The organism is Serratia sp. CY31944 (genome assembly GCF_052169175.1).
GTDB lineage: Bacteria > Pseudomonadota > Gammaproteobacteria > Enterobacterales > Enterobacteriaceae > Serratia > Serratia sarumanii.
This window is the reverse complement of the sequence record NZ_JBJNLG010000006.1, coordinates 153,729-175,165: the sequence shown is the minus strand read 5'-3', so window position 1 is coordinate 175,165 and position 21,437 is coordinate 153,729. Positions and strand designations below refer to the sequence as shown.

Genomic DNA, 21,437 nt, shown 5'->3' with positions numbered 1-21,437 from the left:
GGCGCGCCGTTTCGCGCCCGCTTCTCTTATTCAAATCCCGTCACCCGATGCGGCACGTAAGCCGTCTCCAGTTCTGCGACCTCTTGCGGCGACAAACTCAAATCGACCGCGGCGATGGCGTCATCCAACTGCTCGCTGCGTGAAGCGCCGACGATCGGCGCGCTGACCGCCGGCTTGTTCAGCAGCCAGGCCAGCGCGATCTGCGCGCGTGAAACGCCACGTTCCTCGGCGAGGCTGGCGACGCGCTCGGCGATAATGGCGTCGATGCCTTCAGTTTCCTCGTACAGGCTCTTGCCGAACTGGTCGGAAACCAGCCGCGCGGTGGTTTCGCCCCAGGGGCGGGTCAGGCGGCCGCGCGCCAGCGGGCTCCACGGCAGCACGGCGATGCCTTCGGCGGTACACAGCGGATGCATTTCGCGCTCTTCTTCGCGCTGAATCAGGTTGTATTGATCCTGCATGCTAACAAAGCGCGTCCAGCCGTGCAGATCGGCGGTATACAGCGCCTTGGCGAACTGCCAGGCGTACATCGAGGAGGCGCCGATGTAACGCGCCTTGCCGGCTTTCACCACGTCGTGCAGCGCTTCCAGCGTCTCTTCCAGCGGCGTTTCGTAATCCCAGCGGTGGATCTGCAGCAAATCGACATAGTCGGTGCCCAGGCGCCGCAGGCTGTCGTCGATGGATTGCATGATGTTGGCGCGCGACAAACCGCGCTCCAGGTTGCTCAGCGGGAAATACACCTTGGTGGCGACCACCACGTCTTCGCGGCGCGCATAGTCGCGCAGCGCCCGGCCGAGGATCTCCTCGCTGCTGCCGTCGGAATAGCTGTTGGCGGTATCGAAAAAGTTGATGCCGGCTTCCAGCGCCTGTTTCAGCAGCGGGCGGCTGCTCTCTTCCGGCAGCGTCCAGGCGTGATTGCCGCGGTTCGGTTCGCCGTAGGTCATGCAGCCCAGGCAGATGCGCGAGACGTTCAGATCGGTGTTGCCCAGTTTCAGGTACTTCATGCTTGCCTCCCATTCGAAAGCTCAGACAGTAACTGTAGCGCGGATCCCGGAGGGCGGAAACGAAAACGCCCCCGAGAGCGGAGGCGTTTTTTCAGGCGCGAGTGGCGATTACTGCGCCAGCCAGGTTTCGATTTGGCGCTGAATGCCGGCGGCGTCCAGCCCCAGATCGGCGCGCAGTTCTTCCTGGCTGCCCTGCGAGACAAAGCTGTCCGGCAGGCCGAGGTTCAGCACCGGCACCGGACGGCGTTTGGCCATCAGCAGTTCGTTGACGCCGCTGCCGGCGCCGCCCATGATGGCGTTCTCTTCCAGCGTGACCAGCGTTTCATGGCTGGCGGCCAATTCGAGCACCAGCTGCTCGTCCAGCGGTTTGACGAAGCGCATGTCGACCAGCGTGGCGTTGAGCGCCTCCGCCGCTTGCGCGGCCTCCGGCAGCAGGGTGCCGAAGTTGAGAATGGCGATCTTTTCCCCCTGGCGGCGCACCACGCCTTTGCCGATCGGCAGCAGGTTGAGCGGCTCCAGCGCCGCGCCGGTGCCGGTGCCGCGCGGATAGCGCACGGCGCTCGGGCCGTCGTTGTAGTGATAGCCGGTGTACAGCATCTGGCGGCATTCGTTCTCGTCGCTCGGCGTCATGATCACCATGGTCGGGATGCAGCGCATGAACGACAGATCGAACGCCCCCTGGTGAGTCTGGCCGTCGGCGCCGACGATGCCGCCGCGATCGATAGCGAACATCACCGGCAGATTTTGGATCGCCACATCGTGGATCAGCTGATCGTAGGCGCGTTGCAGGAAGGTGGAATAGATCGCCACCACCGGCTTGTAGCCGCCGATCGCCAGCCCGGCGGCGAAGGTGACCGCGTGCTGCTCGGCGATCGCCACGTCGAAATATTGCTGCGGGTAGTCACGAGAGAACTGCACCATGCCGGAGCCTTCGCGCATCGCCGGCGTGATCGCCATCAGCGAGCTGTCTTTGGCGGCGGTTTCACACAGCCAGTCGCCGAAGATTTTCGAATAGGTCGGCAGACCGCCGGCGCTTTTCGGCAGCGTGCCGCTGGCGGGATCGAACTTCGGCACCGCGTGGAAGCTGATCGGATCCTTCTCCGCCGGCGCGTAACCGCGGCCTTTCTTGGTCATGATGTGCAACAGCTGCGGGCCTTTCAGATCGCGCATGTTTTTCAACGTGGCAACCAACCCCTGCACGTCGTGCCCGTCTACCGGGCCGATATAGTTAAAGCCCAGCTCTTCGAACAGCGTGCCCGGCACCACCATGCCTTTCAGGTGCTCTTCGGTGCGTTTCACCAGCTCCTTGATCGGCGGCACGCCGGCCAGCACTTTCTTGCCGCCTTCGCGCAGGGTGGAGTAAAGCTTGCCGGACAGCAGCTGCGCCAGGTGGTTGTTCAGCGCGCCGACGTTTTCCGATATCGACATCTCGTTGTCGTTCAGCACCACCAGCATGTCCGGGTTGATGTCGCCGGCGTGGTTCATCGCTTCGAACGCCATGCCGGCGGTGATGGCGCCGTCGCCGATCACGCACACCGTGCGGCGGCCTTTGCCTTCACGTTCCGCCGCCACCGCCATGCCGAGGCCGGCGCTGATCGAGGTCGACGAGTGGCCGACCGACAGCACGTCGTATTCGCTTTCGGCGCGCCACGGGAAGGGGTGCAGGCCGTTCTTTTGCCGAATGGTGGCGATACGGTCGCGGCGGCCGGTCAGAATTTTGTGCGGGTAGGCCTGGTGGCCGACGTCCCACACCAGGTGATCGAACGGCGTGTTGTAGACGAAATGCAACGCCACCGTCAGTTCGACGGTACCCAGCCCGGAGGCAAAGTGGCCGCTGGAGCGACTGACGCTGTTCAGCAGGTATTGCCGCAGCTCATCGCACAGCTTCGGCAAGCTCTCTTTGGGCAGTGAGCGGAGTTCCTCGGGGTTTTCCGCTAGCGCCAGGGTTGGGTATTTGGCTATATCAAGACTCATTCGATACTCATATCAGAGGAGTTAACGTCACACGTTAATTGTCGCGTTCAATAATGAAGCTGGCTAACGCTCGCAATGGCGCTGTGTTATAAGATTGCGCTGCCAAAGTGTCTAATGCAGCTAATGCTTCCTGATAGAGATCCCACGCTTTTGCTTTCGCGCTGTCAAGCCCGAGCAACGCCGGGTAGGTACTCTTTCCGTGTTGTTGGTCCGCGCCCTGGCGCTTGCCGATTTTTTCAGTCTCGCCGACAACGTCCAAAATGTCATCCTGCACCTGGAACGCCAGGCCAACCGCGGCGGCGTAACGATCCAGCTGCGGCAACGCCGCTCGCCCGGCTTCGCCGGCGCTCAGCGCGCCCAGACGCACCGCCGCGCGGATCAGCGCGCCGGTTTTGTGGCGGTGGATTTGCTCCAGCGCCTGCAGGTCGATGCGCTTGCCTTCGGCTTCCAGATCCAGCGATTGGCCGCCGCACATGCCGGCTACGCCGCTGGCGGTCGCCAGTTCGGAGACCATCGCCAGCCGATCGCGCAGGGCCACGTCGGGCATTTCGGCATCGGCCAGGATCGAAAACGCCAGCGTTTGCAGCGCATCGCCGGCCAGGATCGCGTTGGCTTCGCCGAATTTAATGTGGCAGGTCGGCTGGCCGCGGCGCAGATCGTCGTCGTCCATCGCCGGCAGATCGTCGTGGATCAGCGAGTAGGCGTGAATGCATTCCACCGCCGCCGCCGGCGCGTCCAGGTTGGCCAGCGACACGCCGAACATCTGGCCGGTGGTGTAGACCAGGAACGGGCGCAGGCGCTTGCCGCCCAGCAAGGCGCCATGACGCATCGCCGCCACCATGTTGCCGTCGTTGAACGGCAGCGGGGCGATGAAGTCCAGCAGCGCGCGATCGGCGCGCTGGCGGAAAATCTGCAGTTGATCGGCAAAAGCGGCCGCTGGGGCGATCTCAGACATGTCGGTTACTCGGCATCCGGTGTGAAAGGCGCCAGCGCCGCGTCGTCGGCGCTGTCGTTAAGAAGTATCTGCACACGCTGTTCCGCCTGTTGCAGTTTCTGCTGGCCCTGACGCGCCAGCTGCACGCCGCGTTCGAACTCGTTCAGCGCGTCTTCCAGCGGCAGTTCGCCTGATTCCAGACGCGTCACGATGCTTTCCAGCTCGCCGAGGGCGCTTTCAAAGCTGGCTGTTTGCTCTGTACTGGCTGATTGTGCTGGTTTTTTCGGCATAATTTTCTTTTTACGTCATCATGTGAACCGTGGCGCCAGAGCCTATCCTAGCGGATCTTGATTAGCAAATCATGGCGCTCATGTATGGTTTTGTGCGCAGAGCGCGGCGATATGGTGATATACTCCGCGCCGTAATTCTTATCTGACAACAAAGACCGCCATGAAGTTTATCATTAAATTGTTCCCGGAAATCACCATCAAGAGCCAATCTGTGCGCTTGCGCTTTATCAAGATTCTCTCGACCAATATTCGCAACGTCCTGAAGCAGTATGATGAAACGCTGGCGGTCGTCCGTCACTGGGATCATATCGAAGTTCGCGCCAAAGATGAAAACCAGCGGCCGGTCATCGCCGACGCCCTGACGCGCATTCCCGGCATCCACCATATTCTGGAAGTGGAAGATCGCGCTTATACCGATATCCACCACATCTTCGAGCAGACGCTGGAAGCCTACCGCGCCCAGCTGGAAGGCAAAACCTTCTGCGTGCGCGTCAAGCGCCGCGGCAAGCAGGCGTTCAACTCGCAGGACGTGGAGCGCTATGTCGGCGGCGGTCTGAACCAGCATATCGAGAGCGCGCGCGTTAACCTGACCCGCCCGCAGGTTACGGTAAACCTGGAGATCGAAGACGACAAGCTGATGCTGGTCAAACGCCGCCTCGAAGGCATCGGCGGTTACCCGGTCGGCACCCAGGAAGACGTAATGTCGCTGATTTCCGGCGGTTTCGACTCGGGCGTGTCCAGCTACATGCTGATGCGTCGCGGCTGTCGCGTGCACTTTTGCTTCTTCAACCTGGGCGGCGCCGCGCACGAGATCGGCGTGAAGCAGGTGGCGCACTACCTGTGGAATCGCTTCGCCAGCTCGCACAAGGTGCGCTTCGTCGCCATCGATTTCGAGCCGGTGGTGGGTGAGATCCTGGAGAAGATTGACGACGGCCAGATGGGCGTGGTGCTCAAACGCATGATGGTGCGCGCCGCTTCGCAAGTGGCCGAGCGCTACGGCGTGCAGGCGCTGGTGACCGGCGAAGCGTTGGGGCAGGTCTCCAGCCAGACGCTGACCAACCTGCGCTTGATCGACAACGCGTCCGATACCCTGATCCTGCGTCCGCTGATCTCGCACGATAAAGAGCACATCATCAAGCTGGCGCGCGAAATCGGCACCGAAGACTTCGCCAAAACCATGCCGGAATACTGCGGCGTGATTTCGAAGAGCCCGACGGTGAAAGCCATCAAGGCCAAGATCGAAGAGGAAGAGAGCCACTTCGATTTCAGCATTCTCGACCGGGTGGTGAGCGAAGCGAAGAACGTCGATATCCGCTCCATCGCCGAGCAGGCTCAGGAGCAGGTGACCGAGGTGGAAACCGTCGCGGCCTTCGGTGCCGACGAGGTGATCCTGGATATCCGCTCCAACGACGAGCAGGAAGAGAAGCCGCTGCAGTTGGAACAGGTTGAAGTGAAAGCGCTGCCGTTCTACAAGCTGAGCACCCAGTTCGGCGATCTGGATCAGAGCAAAACCTACCTGCTGTACTGCGAGCGCGGCGTGATGAGCCGCCTGCAGGCGCTGTACCTGCTGGAGCAAGGCTTCAGCAACGTGAAGGTTTATCGTCCGTAATTTATCCGCCGGCGTCGCCAGACGCCGGCCGTTTTCTTTCAAAGCGCATTTTCCCGCCAAATAACCCTGCTTATTACGCCGTTTTTAAATAATACACTTAACTTGGTTTTTGTTTTTATTAAAATAACTTTGGTCAATATATTAAATATCTATTGATTTTTTTATTTGATGGTATGGATATTATTGTTATCGAACGCTGGCAGCCCTGTCGGCGTTTATCTGCAGATTCCCTATTGAAATTGTGTTTTGGCATTTGATTGCGCATATTTTTTCTCTTACCGTGCAAATTATATTTTTGCTGAGCATAGGCCATTCGTATTTTATGGTTATCAGGGTAATGCACATTGCAAAGGAGGATATCCCTATGGCCATTAATGTTTTTCGCCATTAGTCTGAACGTCAGTTAATGGTTGGCAGGGATGGACAACGTTATTTAAGGAGAGCGATTAATGAAAATGAATAAGACGACATTGCTGTTGTCGGCAGCGGCGTTGCTGTTGCCCAGCGCGCCGCTGTTGGCGCAAATAGCACCTCAGGCGGGGGGCGCATCGGTTGACCATATCAATCAGGTGCCGGTGGTGAATATCAATCGTGCGGGTGCGGACGGTGTCTCGCATAACGTTTACACGCAGTTCGACGTTGGCGCTCAGGGCGCTATTTTAAATAACAGCCTTGCGGGCGCGAATACGTCATTGGCCGGAACCGTTGCGGGGAACGCTCAGTTAGAAGGCCGTGCAGCTAAGGTAATTCTGAATGAAGTGAATTCGGCAAATAAAAGTATTTTGAAGGGGATGGTAGAAGTCGCCGGGCAACGTGCCGATGTTGTCATTGCCAATAAATCCGGTATTACCTGCAACGGTTGCGGTTTTATTAATGCCCGCAACGGCGTATTAACTACCGCCGATTTGCAGTTCAAGGACGGCGCTTTTAACGGCTTCCACGTTAATCAAGGCAATATTCGAGTCGAGGGGGAGGGCTTGACGAAGGGCGATGTCGATTATACGGCTGTTATTGCGCGCACGGCGGAAATCAGCGCGGCGGTTCATGCGGACGCCCTGTTAGTCTCGGCGGGGAAAAAAACGGTTTCGGCAGATCTATCCCGCTTCAATAGCGTTGAAGCGTCTAAAGATAAGCCTGAAGTATTGATCGACGTCGCCGAGTTGGGGGGAATGTATGCCAACAAGATTAGGCTGGTCGCCAATGAAAACGGCGTAGGCGTCAATAGCGGCAATGCCAATGGGGCGGGCTCCAACGCCGGCGCCTCGTTGAACAATGTCAGCATCGTCAGTATCCAAACCGACGCGGGAAGTGATGAACGCGTGCAAATCGGCAACGGCGCTCAAAACGTATCCCGCGCTTCCGTCGGTATCGCCAACCGCGGTCAGATTCAGGCGAAAAACGGTGGCGCCGACATCAGTACCGACTCGCTGGTCAATCAAGGAAATATCGCTTCACAGGGGCAATTGAACATCAGCGCTACCCGGCTGCAAAATGAAAAGAACGTGAGTGCGCGTTCGGCCTCCCTGACGGCAACGCAGCTGGACAATATCGGCCGCATCGAGGGCGGGGCAATACGGCTGAATGCGACCCAACTGAACAATCGCGGCAGCGTCAAAACGCAAAACGGCGCGCTGACACTGCGGGCGACCCGCGTCGACAATACCGGCGGCATTCAATCCGCGCAGGCTTTGCAACTCAACGCCACCAGCTTGTTCAACGCCGGCAATGGCGTGATCGAAGCCCAAAACGGCGCGGCGATCCAGGGAACGTCCATCACCAACCGCGGGAGCATCGTTTCTCGCGCCTCTTCCATCAGCTTGTCGGACACCAGTTTCAGCAACTACGGCAGGATTGAAGCCTATGGCGATATCAGCCATCGCGGCGTCTCTTTCAACAACTCAGGCACGATGCGCTCCACGTCCGGCGCGGTCACCAACAACGGCCGCGACATCAACAAGCCCGCGAATAGCTGGGGTTGGGGATACGGCGGTTTCGGCTGGCCTTACGGTTGGTCTTATTGGATGTGACAAACGTTTCCCCCACCCAAGGGTGGGGGAATGGATGAGAGAGCATGAAAAGGGAATGTCTTATTCTTTGTCTGGGCGTGCTGTTCAGCTGTTGCAGCCGCGCTGAAGCCACGCCGGCGCCGGCCAAACAACGCGTTAGCCAGGAAAGCCTCATCGGCGATACGCAACGCAAGCTGTTACCGTCCACCCCTCCTGTTTTGTCGCCGCAGCCGGAGCAAAACGCGCAAGCGGACATATTTATCAGCGAATCTCCGTGTTGGATGATCGATAAAGTCGAAACGGCGACGGCGCCGCTACGCCTCACGGCTTTCAAACAGTTGGCGCATACGGCCCGTGGCCGCTGTATGGGGGAGAAAGGGTTGGCGAGGTTGCGCAAAAAGCTGCAAAACGCGCTGATAGCGCAAGGCTATATCACTTCGCGGGTGCAGCTCGACGTTCAAGAGGTACCGGCAGGGATACTGAAGGTTCGTGTGCATTATGGCCGCATCGGTCAGCTGAAAATGCAGGCGGGCAGCAGCGCCTATTTCCGCCCCGATGCGCTTTTTCCCATTGCGGCCGGCGATGTGCTGAATTTGCGTAGTATCGAGCAAGGGCTGGAGAACATGGGGGGGATACCGGGCGTCATCAGCGATATCCGCATTGCTCCGGGCGAACGAGCTGGCGAAAGCGATATCGAGATCCTGCGCCAACAGGATAAATATTGGCGTTTTACCGCCTGGGCGGATGATGCCGGCGTTCGTTCTACGGGGCGTTATCAGACCGGCGGCGCGCTGTATCTCGATAATCTGACCGCATTGGGCGACGTTTTTTACCTGTCGATGGCGCGCAGCATTCTGGCGCCGCCGGGCAAAGGCAATGAAAGCCGCGCCCTGTACTATAGCTTGCCTTGGGGATACTGGCGCTTCAGCGCGTTGGGCGGAGACAGCCGCTATCACCAGACTTTTGCCGGCAACTTCACCGATTATCGCTATAACGGCCGTTCGCAGTATTGGGGGCTGCAGGCTGACTATACGTTGGCGCGCGGGATGAATGAGAAAACGTCGTTGAATGCGCAACTGCTGCAACGTCATTACCGCTATTACCTCAATGACACGGAGATTGCCTTGCAGAGCGCACGGCTAACCAGCCTGAAGCTGGGCGTCAGCCATCTTTATTATGGCGCCCGTGCGCAAATCGCGCTGACCGCCGACGCCCTTGCCGGCGTCGGGAAGGGGAGTTCACATGCCGAACAGCAGCTGCGAGCGGGCGGCAGTATGCTGAAACCCTTCAATGCATTTGGTCATCGTCTGCGTTATCTCGGGGAGTTATCGGGGCAATGGGCAAGCGCCGCACAGCCGATCCAGGATAAGTCGTTTATCGGCGATCGTTCTACGGTGCGCGGGTTTAGCGGCGACAGCAAATTGATCGGCAGCAGCGGAGGGTATCTGCGCAATACGCTGACGTTGGAACGTGACATGCTGCAACCCTATATTGGATTCGACTACGGGCAGTTGGCCCAACAACAGGGGGAAGGCGGCCAGTTGGCGGGGAGCGTCATTGGCCTGAAGGTGAATCAGGGGCGTTTTGCTGCGGACATTTTCGCCGGCACGCCGGTGATCAAACCCGGCGCGCTGCCGAGTGAGCGTCTGGTTTTGGGCTTCTCCAGCCAGCTCAGTTTTTGACGCGATACGGGGCGCGGATCTGCGCCCCGTGTTTACGATCGCTGATTCAGTTTTCTTCACTGTCGCGATAATCGTACATCCCGGGGATCAGCACCAGCTGCGCGGCGATCTCCGCCGCCTTGGCCTTGCCGAGCAGCAGGTCTATCAGCTTCAGTGCGAACTCCATCGCGGTGCCCGGCCCCTGGCTGGTGAGCAGGTTGACGCGTGCGTCGTACACCACGCGGCGCTCCATCCATTTATCCGCCGGGATCTGGTCTTTCAGGCTCGGGAAGCCGGTCATGTTGCCGACCGGGAACAGATCGTGGTGCTGCAGCACCAGCGCCGGTGCCGCGCAGATGGCGGCGACGATGTTGCCCTGCAGATGCATCTGCCGCACCTTTTCCACCAGCAGCGGGCTGTCGCGGAAGCATTCTGCGCCTTTCAGGCCGCCGGGCAGCACGATGGCGTCGAACGGCTCATCGACGATCGCCACCAGCGGCGCGTCGGCCAGCAGCTTGACGCCGCGCGAACAGACGATAGTCAGCTCGCCGTCGCCGGCAACGCTGGCGGTAGTGACTTTTACGCCCGCCCGCACCAGCAGATCGAGGGTGGTGACGGCTTCGATTTCTTCGCTACCAGGTGCCAGGCAGACCAGCGCCGATACGCTCATATTCATTTTCCTTTCGTTTAATCAGTTCAAACAGCCGCGCATTCTCCGGCAGCGTGAGGCCGTGGCTGCGCGCGCGGCGCAGCAGGTAACCGGTGATGTAGTCGATCTCGGTGTGCCGCTGGCTGCGGATATCCTGCAGCATCGACGAAACGTTGTCGGCGGTGCTGTGGATCACATCCATCACGTATTGCATCAGACCTTCGCAGGAGGTGTGGTAGCCCTCCATCGCCATCACGCTGGCGACTTCACGGCACAGCGTTTCGATCTGCTCCGGGTAGCGCTGCAGATCGCCGTTGCGGCAGCCGTACAGCGCCGTCAGCGGGTTGATCACGCAGTTGACCGCCAGCTTGCGCCAGTTGGCCGAGGCGATGTTGTTGTGCCAGGCGACGTCGGGCAGCGCCTGATGCAGCACTTCCGCCAGGTGGCTGAGGTGTTGGGCGGCCGGCGAGGTGGGGCCAATGTGGGTGATGCCGGTGGCGACGTGAATAATGGTGCTGCCTTCGTGGCGCGCGGCGTGGGTGGTGGTGCCCTGCAGGATCGGCTGGCCGTTCGGCGGCAGCTCCTCCTGGGTGCCCATGCCGTTGTGCAGCAGCAAAATGGCGCACTGGGGGTTCAGCTTCGGCAGCAGCGCGCTGACCGCGCTGGACACCTGCCAGGCTTTCAGCGTCACCAGCAGCAGCTCGCTCTGCGCGAGGTGCTCCGGATCGTTGGTGGGCAAATTGCGATTGAACGAGACGCCTTCCGGCTCTATCACGTTCACGGCGCAAAAAGGCTGAGGCACTCTTAGCCATCCCTGCACATCGTGGCCCTGTTGATACAGCCGGGAGAGCCACAGTTGTCCGAGCGCGCCGCAACCAAGAATGGTTATTTTCATTCAGTCTCCTTGGAAACACGGGAATACCGCTCAATTACCGTGAATTAACTATAGGCTTTATGGCAGCCCGAAGCGCTATCCCTGCGTGCGTTCAGCAGATTTTGTCTGAGGCGGCAAAGCGGTTATCATGCTCGGCATCAAAATCGCCTAAGCTATTAGGCACTCATTCAGGAGGAAGAAGTATGCCATCTTTCGACATCGTTTCCGAAATTGATATGCAGGAAGTGCGTAACGCCGTTGAGAACGCCACCCGCGATCTCGGCACCCGCTGGGATTTTCGCAACGTGCCGGCCAGCTTTGAGCTAAACGAGAAAAACCAAAGCATCAAGGTTGCCACCGAGTCTGATTTCCAGGTGCAGCAGCTGCTCGACATTCTGCGCGAAAAGCTGAGCAAGCGCAGCATCGACGGCGCCGCGCTGGAGATCCCGGAAGAGTTTACCCACAGCGGTAAAACCTACAGCGTGGAAGCCAAGCTGAAGCAGGGGATTGAAACCTCTGTGGCGAAGAAAATCGTCAAGCTGATCAAAGACAGCAAGCTGAAGGTGCAGGCGCAGATCCAGGGCGAAGAAGTGCGGGTGACCGGCAAGTCACGCGACGATTTGCAGAGCGTGATGGCGCTGGTGCGCGGCGGCGATCTGGGGCAGCCGTTCCAGTTCAAGAACTTCCGCGATTAATCTCTACAGGGCCGGCATTGCCGGCTCTGATGCTTTATAGCGAATTGACCAGCGCTTCCAGCTGACCGCGATTGGTCTGCTTGGTATCCACCTTGACGTAGGCGCTGCGCTCTTCCGGCACCACGATCGCTTCGGCCACGCCGGGCTGCGCCTTCAGGCGGCTTTCCAGCGCCGAATCCTTCACCGCCAGTTCCGACAGCGTAATGCGCAGACTGCTGACATACGGCGGCTCTTTCATGGTGCTGCTGACCAGGAACCAGACCGCGGCCAACACGGCGCCGGCGATAAACACCAGCCCTGCGCCCTGCAACCCGTATAGCCAGCCGCCGAGGCTGCCGCCGATCGCCACGCCGATAAATTGGCTGGTGGAGTAGACCCCCATCGCGGTGCCCTTGTAGCCGGCCGGCGATTCTTTGCTGATCAGCGAAGGCAGAATGGCTTCCATCACGTTGAAGGCTATGAAGAACAGCTGCACGCCGGCGATGATGCCCCACAGGCGCGCGCCGGAGAGCCACAGCAACACTTCGGCGCAGAACAGCACCGCCACACAGCCCATAAACACCTGTTTCATGCGGCGATATTTTTCGGCATAGATGATGAAAGGCACCACGGCGGCGAACGACACCAGCATGGTGACCAGGTAGACGATCCAGTGCTCGCTGGCCGCCAGCCCGGCTTTTTCCATCGCCAGCGGCAGCGCCACGAAGCTCGACATCAGCAGGATATGCAAGCACATGATGCCGAAGTTGAGCTTCAGCAGGCGCGAGTTGCTTAGCACCTTGCGGAAGCTGCCGCGCACGATGCTGGACTCGCGGTTCAGCAGGTGAGTGTCGGCGGAAGGCACCACCGCCAGGGTGATGACAATGCCGGCCAGCGCCAGTACGGCGATCATCCAGAACAGCGCATGCAGGCCTAAGGCGTGGGTGATTATAGGGCCCAATACCATGGCGATGGCGAAGGTGATGCCGAAGCTGACGCCGATAAACGCCATCGCCTTGGTGCGGTTCTGCTCGCGGGTCAGATCGGAGAGCAGCGCCATTACCGCGGCGGCGATGGCGCCGGAGCCTTGTAGCGCGCGGCCGAGGATCACGCCCCAGATCGAGTCGGTAGCGGCGGCGATCACGCTGCCGAGGGCAAAGATCAGCAGGCCGCCGACGATCAGCGGCTTGCGGCCGATGCGATCGGACACCAGGCCGAACGGGATTTGAAACACCGCCTGCGCCAGGCCGTAGATGCCGATGGCGATGCCGATCAGCGCTTCGCTGGCGCCGTTGAGCGCCATGCCGTAAGTGGTCAGCACCGGCAGTACCATAAACATGCCGAGCATGCGCAGGGAGAATACGGTGCCTAATCCCCAGGTGGCGCGGCGCTCCTGCGGGGTCATTGAATTATCGTTCACATCAAACCTCGGTAAAAACCATGCCATCAGACGTTGAGACAGCGCCTGATGGCATGATTTCTGTAAAGCTGCGTCATTTTAGTGTGCAGGGCAGGGGGGGTAAATCGAATGTTGTTTAACAGATATTACAGTTCGGCCGCTTTTCGGCGTGACAAATAAAATGGGCCGCAAAAGCGGCCCATTTACGGATGATTTGGCTTACCAAACGTAGGTCACCAGCGCTTCAGGCGCCGCCGTGGCGCTGAAGTCGATCGACATCATCACGCTCAGCGAGGTGATGGCGACGATGGAGAACACGAACAGTTTACGCGCCCAGACGCTGTCGTTTTCGGTTTTGTAACCGCGTAGCGCCATGCCCAGCCACCATACGCTCACCGCCGCAGCGACGATCAGGTATTTGTAGCCGGCGTAGCCCACCAGGGTCAGCATCAGCGTGGCGATCATAAATGCCAGGATGTAGACCGTGATGTGGTTCTTGGCGACGGAAATGCCTTTCACCACCGGCAGCACCGGAATGTTGGCCGCCTGGTAATCTTTAAAGCGGAAGATAGCGATCGCATAAGAATGCGGCATCTGCCACAGGCTAAAGATAGCCAGCAGGATCAACGCCCCGGCGTCGAACTCGTTGGTTACCGCGCAGTAGCCGATAACCGGCGGCGCGGCGCCCGACAGGCTGCCGATCAGCGTGCCGTAGACCGAGTGGCGCTTCATGTACAGGCTGTAAACGCCGACATAAACCACGAAGCCCATCACCGCCAGCCACATGGCCAGCGGGTTGGCCGCGATATACAGCAACGCGAAGCCCACAATACCCAGAACGGTCGCATAAACCAGGGTGACACTCGGCGCGATCAGGCCTTTTACCAGCACCCGATTCTTCGTTCTCTCCATTTTCTTGTCGATGTCGCGGTCGATGTAGTTGTTAAACACACAGCCCGACGCGACCACCAACGAGACACCCACCAGGGTGGCGAGAAACAGGGGATAGTCGATGCTCCCTTTGGAAGCGAGCAGGAATCCCCCAACGACAGAAATTAAATTGCCGAAAATAATTCCTGGTTTAGTGACTTGCAGGTATTGCTTAATCATCACGTGCAGCTCAGCTCTTAATCGACCATCATATTGATGTTGAGGTTGTACATAATCCAGAGTGAACCTACAACAACGATACCGATGATCATAGCGGTGAACAGCAATGCCACCAGGTTCCAGCGCTCTTCCGATGAGGTGTTCATGTGCAGGAAGTAAACCAGGTGAACAATCACCTGGATAACCGCCATGCCGACAACAACCGCCAGGATGGTGGAATGAGAGGCAGTGCCGTTCATTACCATCGCAAATGGAATTACCGTCAGGATGATCGACAGAATAAAGCCGATCAGGTATGACTTCACGCTGCCGTGGCTTGCGCCGCCGTGAGAGGTTTCATGGGATGAATGGCTCATTACATAACCCCCAGCAGGTAGACAACGGTAAATACGCAGATCCAGACCACGTCCAGGAAGTGCCAGAACAGGCTCAGGCACATCAGGCGGGTTTTGTTGGTCGCGGTCAGGCCGAACTTGCTCACCTGAATCATCAGCACGATGATCCAAATCAGGCCGGAAGTTACGTGCAGACCGTGGGTGCCGACCAGCGCGAAGAAGCTGGACAGGAACGCGCTGCGATCCGGACCGAAGCCTTCGGCGATCAGATGATGGAATTCATAGATTTCCATCGCCACGAAGCCCAGACCAAACAGGAAGGTCAGGAACAGCCAGGTGTTTACACCGCCAACTTTACCCTTGTTCATGGCGATCATCGCCATGCCGTAGGTGATGGAGCTGAACAACAGCAGGAAAGTTTCGACCAGGACAAACTTCAGGTCGAAGATGTCTTTACCTGAGGGACCGCCAGCGGTCCCGTTCACCAGGACTGCATAAGTCGCGAACAAGCTCGCAAACAAAATACAGTCGCTCATCAGGTAGATCCAGAATCCGAAGACTTTGGTCTCTCCCGCGTCGTGGTGCCCATGCTCTGCATGGGCTGCGTTATGATTGGTCAGAGTTTCAGTTGACATGGTTCACGCCTGCTTTACGGATTTGTTCGTAGTGTTGGTTCTCAATGCGCTCGATTTCATCAACCTGCACATAGTAGTCAACATCGTGATCGAAGCTCTTGCCGATCCAGACAACGATCATACCGATGAAGCCGGCCAGAGCCATCCACCAGATTTCCCAAATCATTGCGAAACCGAATACCAGGCTGAAGAAGGCGATGATCACGCCGGCGCCGGTGTTCTTAGGCATATGAATCGGTTCGTATTTAGCCGGTTTCTTATACGCTTCGCCTTTTTCTTTCATGTCCCAGAATTCATCACGGTCATGAATCTGTGGCACTACGGCAAAGTTATAGAACGGCGGTGGAGACGAGGTTGACCACTCCAGAGTACGAGCACCCCATGGGTCACCGGTCAGATCGCGGTTCTGTTCGCGGTCACGGATACTGACGAAGATCTGGATCAGCTGGCACAGGATGCCGCAGGCGATCAGCGCCGCACCGCCGGCTGCAACCAGCAGCAGAGGGTGGAACTCAGGGTTGATGTTCTGGCTGATACGACGGGTCATGCCCATAAAGCCCAATGCGTACAGCGGCATGAAGGCGGTGAAGAAGCCGATGATCCAGAACCAGAACGCGCGGATGCCCCATTTTTCGTTCAGCGTGAAGCCGAAGGATTTCGGGAACCAGTAGGTCAGGCCCGCGAAGCAACCGAACACCACGCCGCCGATGATGACGTTGTGGAAGTGAGCGATCAGGAACAGGCTGTTGTGCAGCACGAAGTTCGCGCCCGGCACCGCCAGCAGAACGCCGGTCATACCACCTACGGAGAAGGTGATGATGAAGCCAACGGTCCACAGCATCGCGGAGTTGAGCTTGATACGGCCCTGATACATGGTGAACAGCCAGTTGAAGATTTTCACCCCGGTCGGGATGGAAATGATCATGGTGGCGATACCGAAGAAGGCGTTAACGTTCGCGCCGGACCCCATGGTAAAGAAGTGGTGCAGCCAGACGATGAACGACAGAACGGTGATCGCGATGGTTGCCCATACCAGTGAGGTATAGCCGAACAGGCGTTTTCTGGAGAAGGTCGCGGTGACTTCGGAGAACACGCCGAACACCGGCAGAACCAGGATATACACCTCTGGGTGACCCCAGGCCCAAATCAGGTTGATGTACATCATCATGTTGCCGCCCATATCATTGGTGAAGAAATGGGTGCCCAGATAGCGATCCAGGGTCAGCAGCGCGATGGTGACGGTCAGAATTGGGAAAGAAACGATGATCAGGACGTTGGTACACAGCGCCGCCCAGGTGAACACCGGCATCTTCATCATAGGCATGCCTGGGGCACGCATCTTCAGAATGGTGGCGAAGAAGTTCACGCCGGTCAGCAGGGTACCCAGACCGGAAATCTGCAGACTCCAGATCCAGTAATCGACCCCGACGCCAGGACTGTACTCTTTACCCGACAGCGGCGGATACGCCAGCCAACCGGTCTGAGCGAACTCACCGACCCCCAGGGAGATGTTGATCAGCACAACGCCCACCACGAAGAACCAGAAGCTCAGGGAGTTCAGGAACGGGAAGGCGACGTCGCGCGCACCGATTTGCAGTGGCACCACGACGTTCATCAGGCCGACCACGAAAGGCATCGCCATGAAGAAGATCATGATGACGCCGTGCGCGGTGAAGATCTGGTCGTAGTGGTGCGGCGGCAGGAACCCGGCTTCGCCGGCGGACGCCAACGCCTGCTGGCTACGCATCATGATGGCGTCGGCGAAACCGCGCAGCAGCATGACCATCGCCACGATGATGTACATGATACCAATTTTTTTATGGTCGACCGAAGTCAGCCATTCGCTCCACAACCACTTCCATTTGCCGAAATATGTCAGCAGCGCCAGCACTGCCAGGCCCCCGACAATAATTGCGGCTACGGTGACCATGATGATCGGTTCGTGGTACGGAACCGCATCAAGTGTTAATTTTCCCAACATCAGTTATTCCTCGGCTCCGGCGTGAGCAGCATGTTCACCCATGTCCATACCTTGGCTCATGTCCATGCCTTCGTGCGCGCCAGCGCCTTTGTGCATATCCATGTCGCCCATGAATTTGGCAATTGTTTCTTTGAACAAATTCGGTTTGACAGCGGCAAAGTACTCAACCGGGTTGTTTTCACTCGGCTCTGCCAGTTTGTTAAAGTCGTCGGTGGTGTTCAGGTTTTTAGACGATGCCTTCACCTTGGCCACCCACTGATCGAAGTCGCCTTCGGTCGGGGTAACGATCGCGGTGAATTTCATGCCGGAGAAGCCTGCGCCGCTGTAGCTGCTGGAGATGCCTTTGTAGGCACCGGCTTCGTTGCCGATCAGGTGCAGTTTGGTCTGCATGCCGGCCATCGCATAAATCTGTCCACCCAACTGCGGGATAAAGAACGAGTTCATTACCGAGTTAGAGGTGATCTTGAATTCGACTGGAACATCTTTCGGGAAAGCCAGCTCATTAACGGTCGCAATGCCTTGTTCCGGGTAGATGAACAGCCATTTCCAGTCGAGCGACACCACTTCGATCGTCATCGGCTTCTTGTCGGTGACAATCGGCTTGAACGGGTCGAGTTCGTGGGTGGTCTTCCAGGTAATGGTGCCAAGGATGGCGATGATAATGATAGGAATGGTCCAGACGACCGCTTCGATCTTGTTGGAGTGGGCCCAGTTCGGACTGTACTTGGCGTCTTTGTTGGAAGCGCGATACTTCCAGGCAAAGGCGAACGCCATGAAGATAACTGGCACCACCACGATCAACATCAACGCGATTGCAGTGATAATCAGTGTCCGTTGCTCAACACCAATTGCTCCTTTGGGATTCATCAAAACCATATCGCAACCACTGAGCAATACAGTGGCTGCGATTAATGACAGCATCCCAATACTTTTATTGTATTTCTTAAGTCTCATCTAACGACCTCAATAACAAAGGCTCAATTGTCGTTTCATGTGTGCGGGCATTTTACGGGAAGGTTGCAGTACTGTAAACATGCTTAAGGGAGTGTCAGCGGCTTGTTGACACTTTCTGTTAAGGGGGTCACAGATGTAACCCTGCGTGACAATTTACTAATGACAACAACGCGTTGGCACGCTGAATCGTGACGAGCAGCCCGTATGTTAAGGAAAACTAAAGGTATGATGAATTTGGCGAAGAAATGCGCGGCAGGGAAATACGAAGAAAAGGTTTATTTAATGTAAAATAATTGTGTCTTAAAGGTGAATTTAATTTTATTTCCGAGCGCGGCAGTCGGATAAAAAAATAATTTTCGCGCCGATTATCTTTTTTATAGCGAAATAAATATACCTCCGGATCGCTTTTTTTTCGGCCGGCGAAATCGCCGGCCGGTCAGATTATGCCAAACGGGTGCGGCGAAGGGCGAGGTAATCCAGCGTGCTGCCCATCGCGACGCCGAGCAGGCTCAGCGCGGCGCCGACTTGCAGCAGCCGATCGGCCAGCAGCGGTGCCTGCGTCCAGTCCAGCGCATTGGCGATCAGCAACAGCAACCACAGGCCTAACAGCGAACAGCCTAGCGTCAGCAGGCGCAGCGCCCAACGGTAAGATTCTGAAAACTCGGTGCGCGGCATGAAGTCGCCATGCTGCTGGGTGTGCTCCAGCGTCTGACGGCAGATGCCGAGCAGCAGCAAGCCGGGCAGGGCGGCGGCGATAGAGAACAGGTAGAACAACGGCCAGCCGTGGGCTTCGACGAACCAGCCGGCGATCGGGCCGACATAGACGCGCCCCACGGCGGACAGCGCCGACAGCAGCGCGAACTGGGTGGCGGAGAACGAACGGTTGCACAGCGTCATCAGCAGCGCCACGAAGGCCGCGGTGCCCATGCCGCCACACAGGTTTTCAAGGAAAATGGCGCTGCCCATGGTGAGCAGGCTCTTGTCGGTCACCGCCAGGATCCAATACCCGAGGTTGGAGACCGCCTGCAGGACGCCGAACAGCATCAGCGCGCGGAACAGGCTGAGACGCTGCATCAGCACACCGCCGAACAGGGCGCCGACGATGGTGGCGAACAGGCCGAGGGTTTTGTTGACCAGCCCGACTTCACCGGCGTCGAACCCCACACCGCGGATCAGGAAGGTGGTGCTCAGGCTGCCGGCGAAGGCGTCGCCCATTTTGTACATCACGATCAGCAGCAGGATCAGCCAGGCGTTGTTGCGGCCGAAGAAATCGCGCAGCGGCGCGACGACCGCCTGTTCCATGGTGCGCGGCGCCGGGATGCTTTCGTCCGGCTCCGGCGCCAGCAGCGTGGCGGCCACGCCGATCAGCATCAATCCGGCCATCAGCCAGTAGGTGGCTTGCCAGCCGAAATAGCGATCCGCCAGCCACAGCGCCAGGCCGCCGGAAACCAACATCGCCAGCCGGTAACCCAGCACCGAGATCGCCGCGCCCGCCCCGCGCTCTTCGGCTTTCAGCAGATCGGTCTTGTAGGCGTCGAACACGATATCTTGCGAGGCGGAGCAGAACGCCACCAGCACCGCCAACGCCGCCAGCCACCACAGGTGCTGCGCGGGCTGCATAAAGCCCATCGCCACGATCGCCGCCACCAGCAGCAGCTGGCTGACCAGCAGCCAACCGCGCCGCCGCCCGAGGAACGGCGGGGTATAGCGGTCCATGAACGGCGACCAGAGGAATTTGAAGACGTAGGCCTGGCCCACCAGCGAGAAGATGCCGATGGTTTTCAGATCGATATTTTCGACGGTCATCCAGGCTTGCAGCGTGCCGGAGGTCAATGCCAGCGGCAGACCCGACGCGAAGCCCAGCAGCAGCAGAATGGCGGAGTTACGCTGGGTGAAAATGTTCAGATAGTGTTTCGACATGAGTTCCCTGTCTGCGCCGCCCGATCCGCCGGGCGGCACAAGGCGCGGAGATTAACGCGCGTTTTGCTTGATGAAATCGTTGACGCTGGTGTCCTGGGCCATATCGGCGATCACGTCGCCCAGGACGGAGTTGACGGCGTCGGTGATCTTCTCGTTGGTGGCAGTGAAGGCGCCCTGCACGTTATAGGTCGAGCGGTAATTCTTCACCTGCTTGTTGCCGTTCTTCGCCTGGGCGATGATCGAGATGTCGGCTTTGGTGGTGATGTTGTAGCGCAGGTTGCCTTCGGAGACGTCCGCGTACAGATTATTGACGACGATTTGCAGCGCCACCGGGCCGTCGGCGCCGATCATGTAGCCGCGTGCGCCCATCTGTTTCTCCAGCACTTCCTGCAGCAGGAAACGCAGATCGCGCGATGGCGTCAGCGTGACCAGCTGGCCGTCGCGGTTCACTTTGGCCAGCGCCTGATCGGTGCGCTGATCCGCGCCGTTGATGCTGACGGTGATGCCCTGCAGGGTAGGATCCTGCTGCGGCAGAACGATTTTCGGCGTGACGTTCAAGGTGTTGCTGCTGGTCGCGCAGCCGGCCAGCAGCAGGGCGGCCAGCAAAGGAAGACAAAGTTTCTTTAACATGTTTTCTGTCTCATTCTCGATGGATTTAGCAATAATCAGAGCGGGATAGCCGACAACAAATTGCCGACATCATAGCATCGCCGCCGTGCGGTGGAAGCTCGGAAGGCGCCTGAGTGACAAATTTTTACCTGCCGTTGATAAAAACACGCTTTTTTGGCCCGCTCAATCGGATAATCCCCCAAGCGGCGGGGATGACGCTCATCATTTGACCGCAGAAAAGAGAAATTTGTCCCGGCGATGGTCTAAACGGGGGGAAACCGGCTAATATTGAACTAGATGGGCACGGTCCTCTGCCGGTGTTGTAAGGAGATCCTATGATTCGCGAGCAAATAGAAGCAAAGTTAAGGGCGGCGTTTGAGCCCGCGTATCTGGAAGTCGTTGATGAAAGCTATCGTCATAACGTTCCGGCGGGTTCAGAAAGCCATTTCAAAGTGGTATTGGTCAGCGATCGCTTCGTCGGCGAACGTTTTTTGACGCGCCACCGCTCCATCTACGGCGTGCTGTCGGAGGAGCTGGCGGACGGCGTACACGCGCTGGCGCTGCACACCTACACGCTCAAAGAGTGGGAAGGGTTGCAGGATACCGTGCCGGCCTCGCCGCCGTGTCGCGGCGCCGGGACGCTGGCCTGAGGGGGAAATTTTCAGGTATCAGTGGAACTTTGCCCTTGAATTAGGGTATTACTACTGACGAATTTTAAAACGGCCTGCGGGCCGTTTCTGTTTTTGACGACGACACGGCCGATGCGCAATGTGACCAACGTTCGGGCTGTTTTGGCGGCCTTTTGGCGATCGAATCGGCAAA

19 protein-coding genes are annotated in these 21,437 nt (G+C 58.3%); 5 read left to right on the top strand and 14 right to left on the bottom strand.

The annotated features are described in order from the left end of the window. Nucleotides 1–26: 26 nt before the first annotated feature. The 4 genes from ACJ8IN_RS09425 to xseB all read right to left on the bottom strand — a co-directional run bounded on the left by ACJ8IN_RS09425 (nt 27) and on the right by xseB (nt 4,199). Complete coding sequence (locus tag ACJ8IN_RS09425; protein ID WP_060422039.1) at nt 27–1,001, bottom strand: aldo/keto reductase; 975 nt, start codon at nt 999–1,001, stop codon at nt 27–29. A gap of 108 nt (nt 1,002–1,109) precedes the next feature. Next, nucleotides 1,110–2,975: a 1-deoxy-D-xylulose-5-phosphate synthase gene (gene dxs, locus ACJ8IN_RS09420; protein ID WP_033637303.1), complete on the bottom strand. Its 1,866-nt coding sequence runs from the start codon at nt 2,973–2,975 to the stop codon at nt 1,110–1,112. A gap of 34 nt (nt 2,976–3,009) precedes the next feature. Next, nucleotides 3,010–3,930, bottom strand: coding sequence for a (2E,6E)-farnesyl diphosphate synthase (gene ispA, locus ACJ8IN_RS09415; protein WP_060422037.1), 921 nt, complete (start codon nt 3,928–3,930; stop codon nt 3,010–3,012). A 5-nt stretch (nt 3,931–3,935) separates the two neighbouring features. Then, nucleotides 3,936–4,199, bottom strand: coding sequence for an exodeoxyribonuclease VII small subunit (xseB, locus tag ACJ8IN_RS09410; protein WP_015376838.1), 264 nt, complete (start codon nt 4,197–4,199; stop codon nt 3,936–3,938). 160 nt (nt 4,200–4,359) lie between these two features. On the opposite strand from xseB, the gene thiI reads away from it, so the two are divergent. The 3 genes from thiI (at nt 4,360) to ACJ8IN_RS09395 (ending at nt 9,496) form a co-directional block, all read left to right on the top strand. Continuing rightward, a complete protein-coding gene (gene thiI / locus ACJ8IN_RS09405; RefSeq protein WP_047569033.1) occupies nt 4,360–5,808 on the top strand; it encodes a tRNA uracil 4-sulfurtransferase ThiI in 1,449 nt (482 codons plus the stop codon). 449 nt (nt 5,809–6,257) lie between these two features. Next, on the top strand, nt 6,258–7,835 hold the full coding sequence (locus ACJ8IN_RS09400) for a filamentous hemagglutinin N-terminal domain-containing protein (protein WP_308325472.1): 1,578 nt from the start codon (nt 6,258–6,260) through the stop codon (nt 7,833–7,835). A gap of 44 nt (nt 7,836–7,879) precedes the next feature. Next, complete coding sequence (locus ACJ8IN_RS09395) at nt 7,880–9,496, top strand: ShlB/FhaC/HecB family hemolysin secretion/activation protein (RefSeq protein ID WP_072270365.1); 1,617 nt, start codon at nt 7,880–7,882, stop codon at nt 9,494–9,496. Nucleotides 9,497–9,542: 46 nt separating this feature from the next. Here the strand turns inward: ACJ8IN_RS09395 and yajL are convergent, their stop codons facing one another. Continuing rightward, nucleotides 9,543–10,145 (bottom strand): protein deglycase YajL, encoded by a 603-nt coding sequence (gene yajL / locus ACJ8IN_RS09390; RefSeq protein WP_060422028.1) that lies wholly within the window; start codon nt 10,143–10,145, stop codon nt 9,543–9,545. Then, the gene (panE, locus tag ACJ8IN_RS09385) at nt 10,108–11,019 is read right to left on the bottom strand and encodes a 2-dehydropantoate 2-reductase (RefSeq protein WP_033647309.1); all 912 of its coding nucleotides are present in this window, start codon (nt 11,017–11,019) and stop codon (nt 10,108–10,110) included. Before panE ends, yajL begins: the two co-directional genes overlap by 38 nt. 182 nt (nt 11,020–11,201) lie before the next feature. Here panE and ACJ8IN_RS09380 point away from each other — a divergent pair, with 182 nt between their 5' ends. After that, nucleotides 11,202–11,693 (top strand): YajQ family cyclic di-GMP-binding protein, encoded by a 492-nt coding sequence (locus tag ACJ8IN_RS09380; protein WP_004940373.1) that lies wholly within the window; start codon nt 11,202–11,204, stop codon nt 11,691–11,693. 34 nt (nt 11,694–11,727) lie between these two features. Here ACJ8IN_RS09380 and ACJ8IN_RS09375 read toward each other — a convergent pair whose 3' ends face one another. The 8 genes from ACJ8IN_RS09375 to ACJ8IN_RS09340 form a co-directional block, all read right to left on the bottom strand. Further along, nucleotides 11,728–13,092, bottom strand: a complete 1,365-nt coding sequence (locus ACJ8IN_RS09375) for an MFS transporter (RefSeq protein WP_033653267.1) — start codon at nt 13,090–13,092, stop codon at nt 11,728–11,730. 198 nt (nt 13,093–13,290) lie between these two features. After that, entirely contained in the window at nt 13,291–14,181 is an 891-nt protein-coding gene (gene cyoE, locus ACJ8IN_RS09370; RefSeq protein ID WP_019454196.1) for a heme o synthase, read from the bottom strand. A gap of 17 nt (nt 14,182–14,198) precedes the next feature. Next, nucleotides 14,199–14,537 (bottom strand): cytochrome o ubiquinol oxidase subunit IV, encoded by a 339-nt coding sequence (locus ACJ8IN_RS09365; protein WP_004940369.1) that lies wholly within the window; start codon nt 14,535–14,537, stop codon nt 14,199–14,201. Next, entirely contained in the window at nt 14,537–15,151 is a 615-nt protein-coding gene (locus tag ACJ8IN_RS09360; RefSeq protein ID WP_004940367.1) for a cytochrome o ubiquinol oxidase subunit III, read from the bottom strand. The genes ACJ8IN_RS09365 and ACJ8IN_RS09360 overlap by 1 nt, the downstream gene beginning before the upstream one ends. Then, on the bottom strand, nt 15,141–17,132 hold the full coding sequence (gene cyoB, locus ACJ8IN_RS09355) for a cytochrome o ubiquinol oxidase subunit I (RefSeq protein ID WP_033637313.1): 1,992 nt from the start codon (nt 17,130–17,132) through the stop codon (nt 15,141–15,143). The genes ACJ8IN_RS09360 and cyoB overlap by 11 nt, the downstream gene beginning before the upstream one ends. Nucleotides 17,133–17,135: 3 nt before the next feature. Continuing rightward, nucleotides 17,136–18,086: a cytochrome o ubiquinol oxidase subunit II gene (cyoA, locus tag ACJ8IN_RS09350; RefSeq protein WP_025301763.1), complete on the bottom strand. Its 951-nt coding sequence runs from the start codon at nt 18,084–18,086 to the stop codon at nt 17,136–17,138. A gap of 441 nt (nt 18,087–18,527) precedes the next feature. Beyond that, a complete protein-coding gene (gene ampG / locus ACJ8IN_RS09345) occupies nt 18,528–20,006 on the bottom strand; it encodes a muropeptide MFS transporter AmpG (RefSeq protein ID WP_033653264.1) in 1,479 nt (492 codons plus the stop codon). Between the two features lie 51 nt (nt 20,007–20,057). Continuing rightward, nucleotides 20,058–20,636, bottom strand: coding sequence for a lipoprotein (locus ACJ8IN_RS09340; RefSeq protein ID WP_033634001.1), 579 nt, complete (start codon nt 20,634–20,636; stop codon nt 20,058–20,060). A gap of 314 nt (nt 20,637–20,950) precedes the next feature. Between ACJ8IN_RS09340 and bolA the strand changes: the two genes are divergently transcribed. Then, nucleotides 20,951–21,265 (top strand): transcriptional regulator BolA, encoded by a 315-nt coding sequence (gene bolA / locus ACJ8IN_RS09335; RefSeq protein ID WP_004940361.1) that lies wholly within the window; start codon nt 20,951–20,953, stop codon nt 21,263–21,265. The last annotated feature ends 172 nt before the right edge of the window (nt 21,266–21,437 follow it).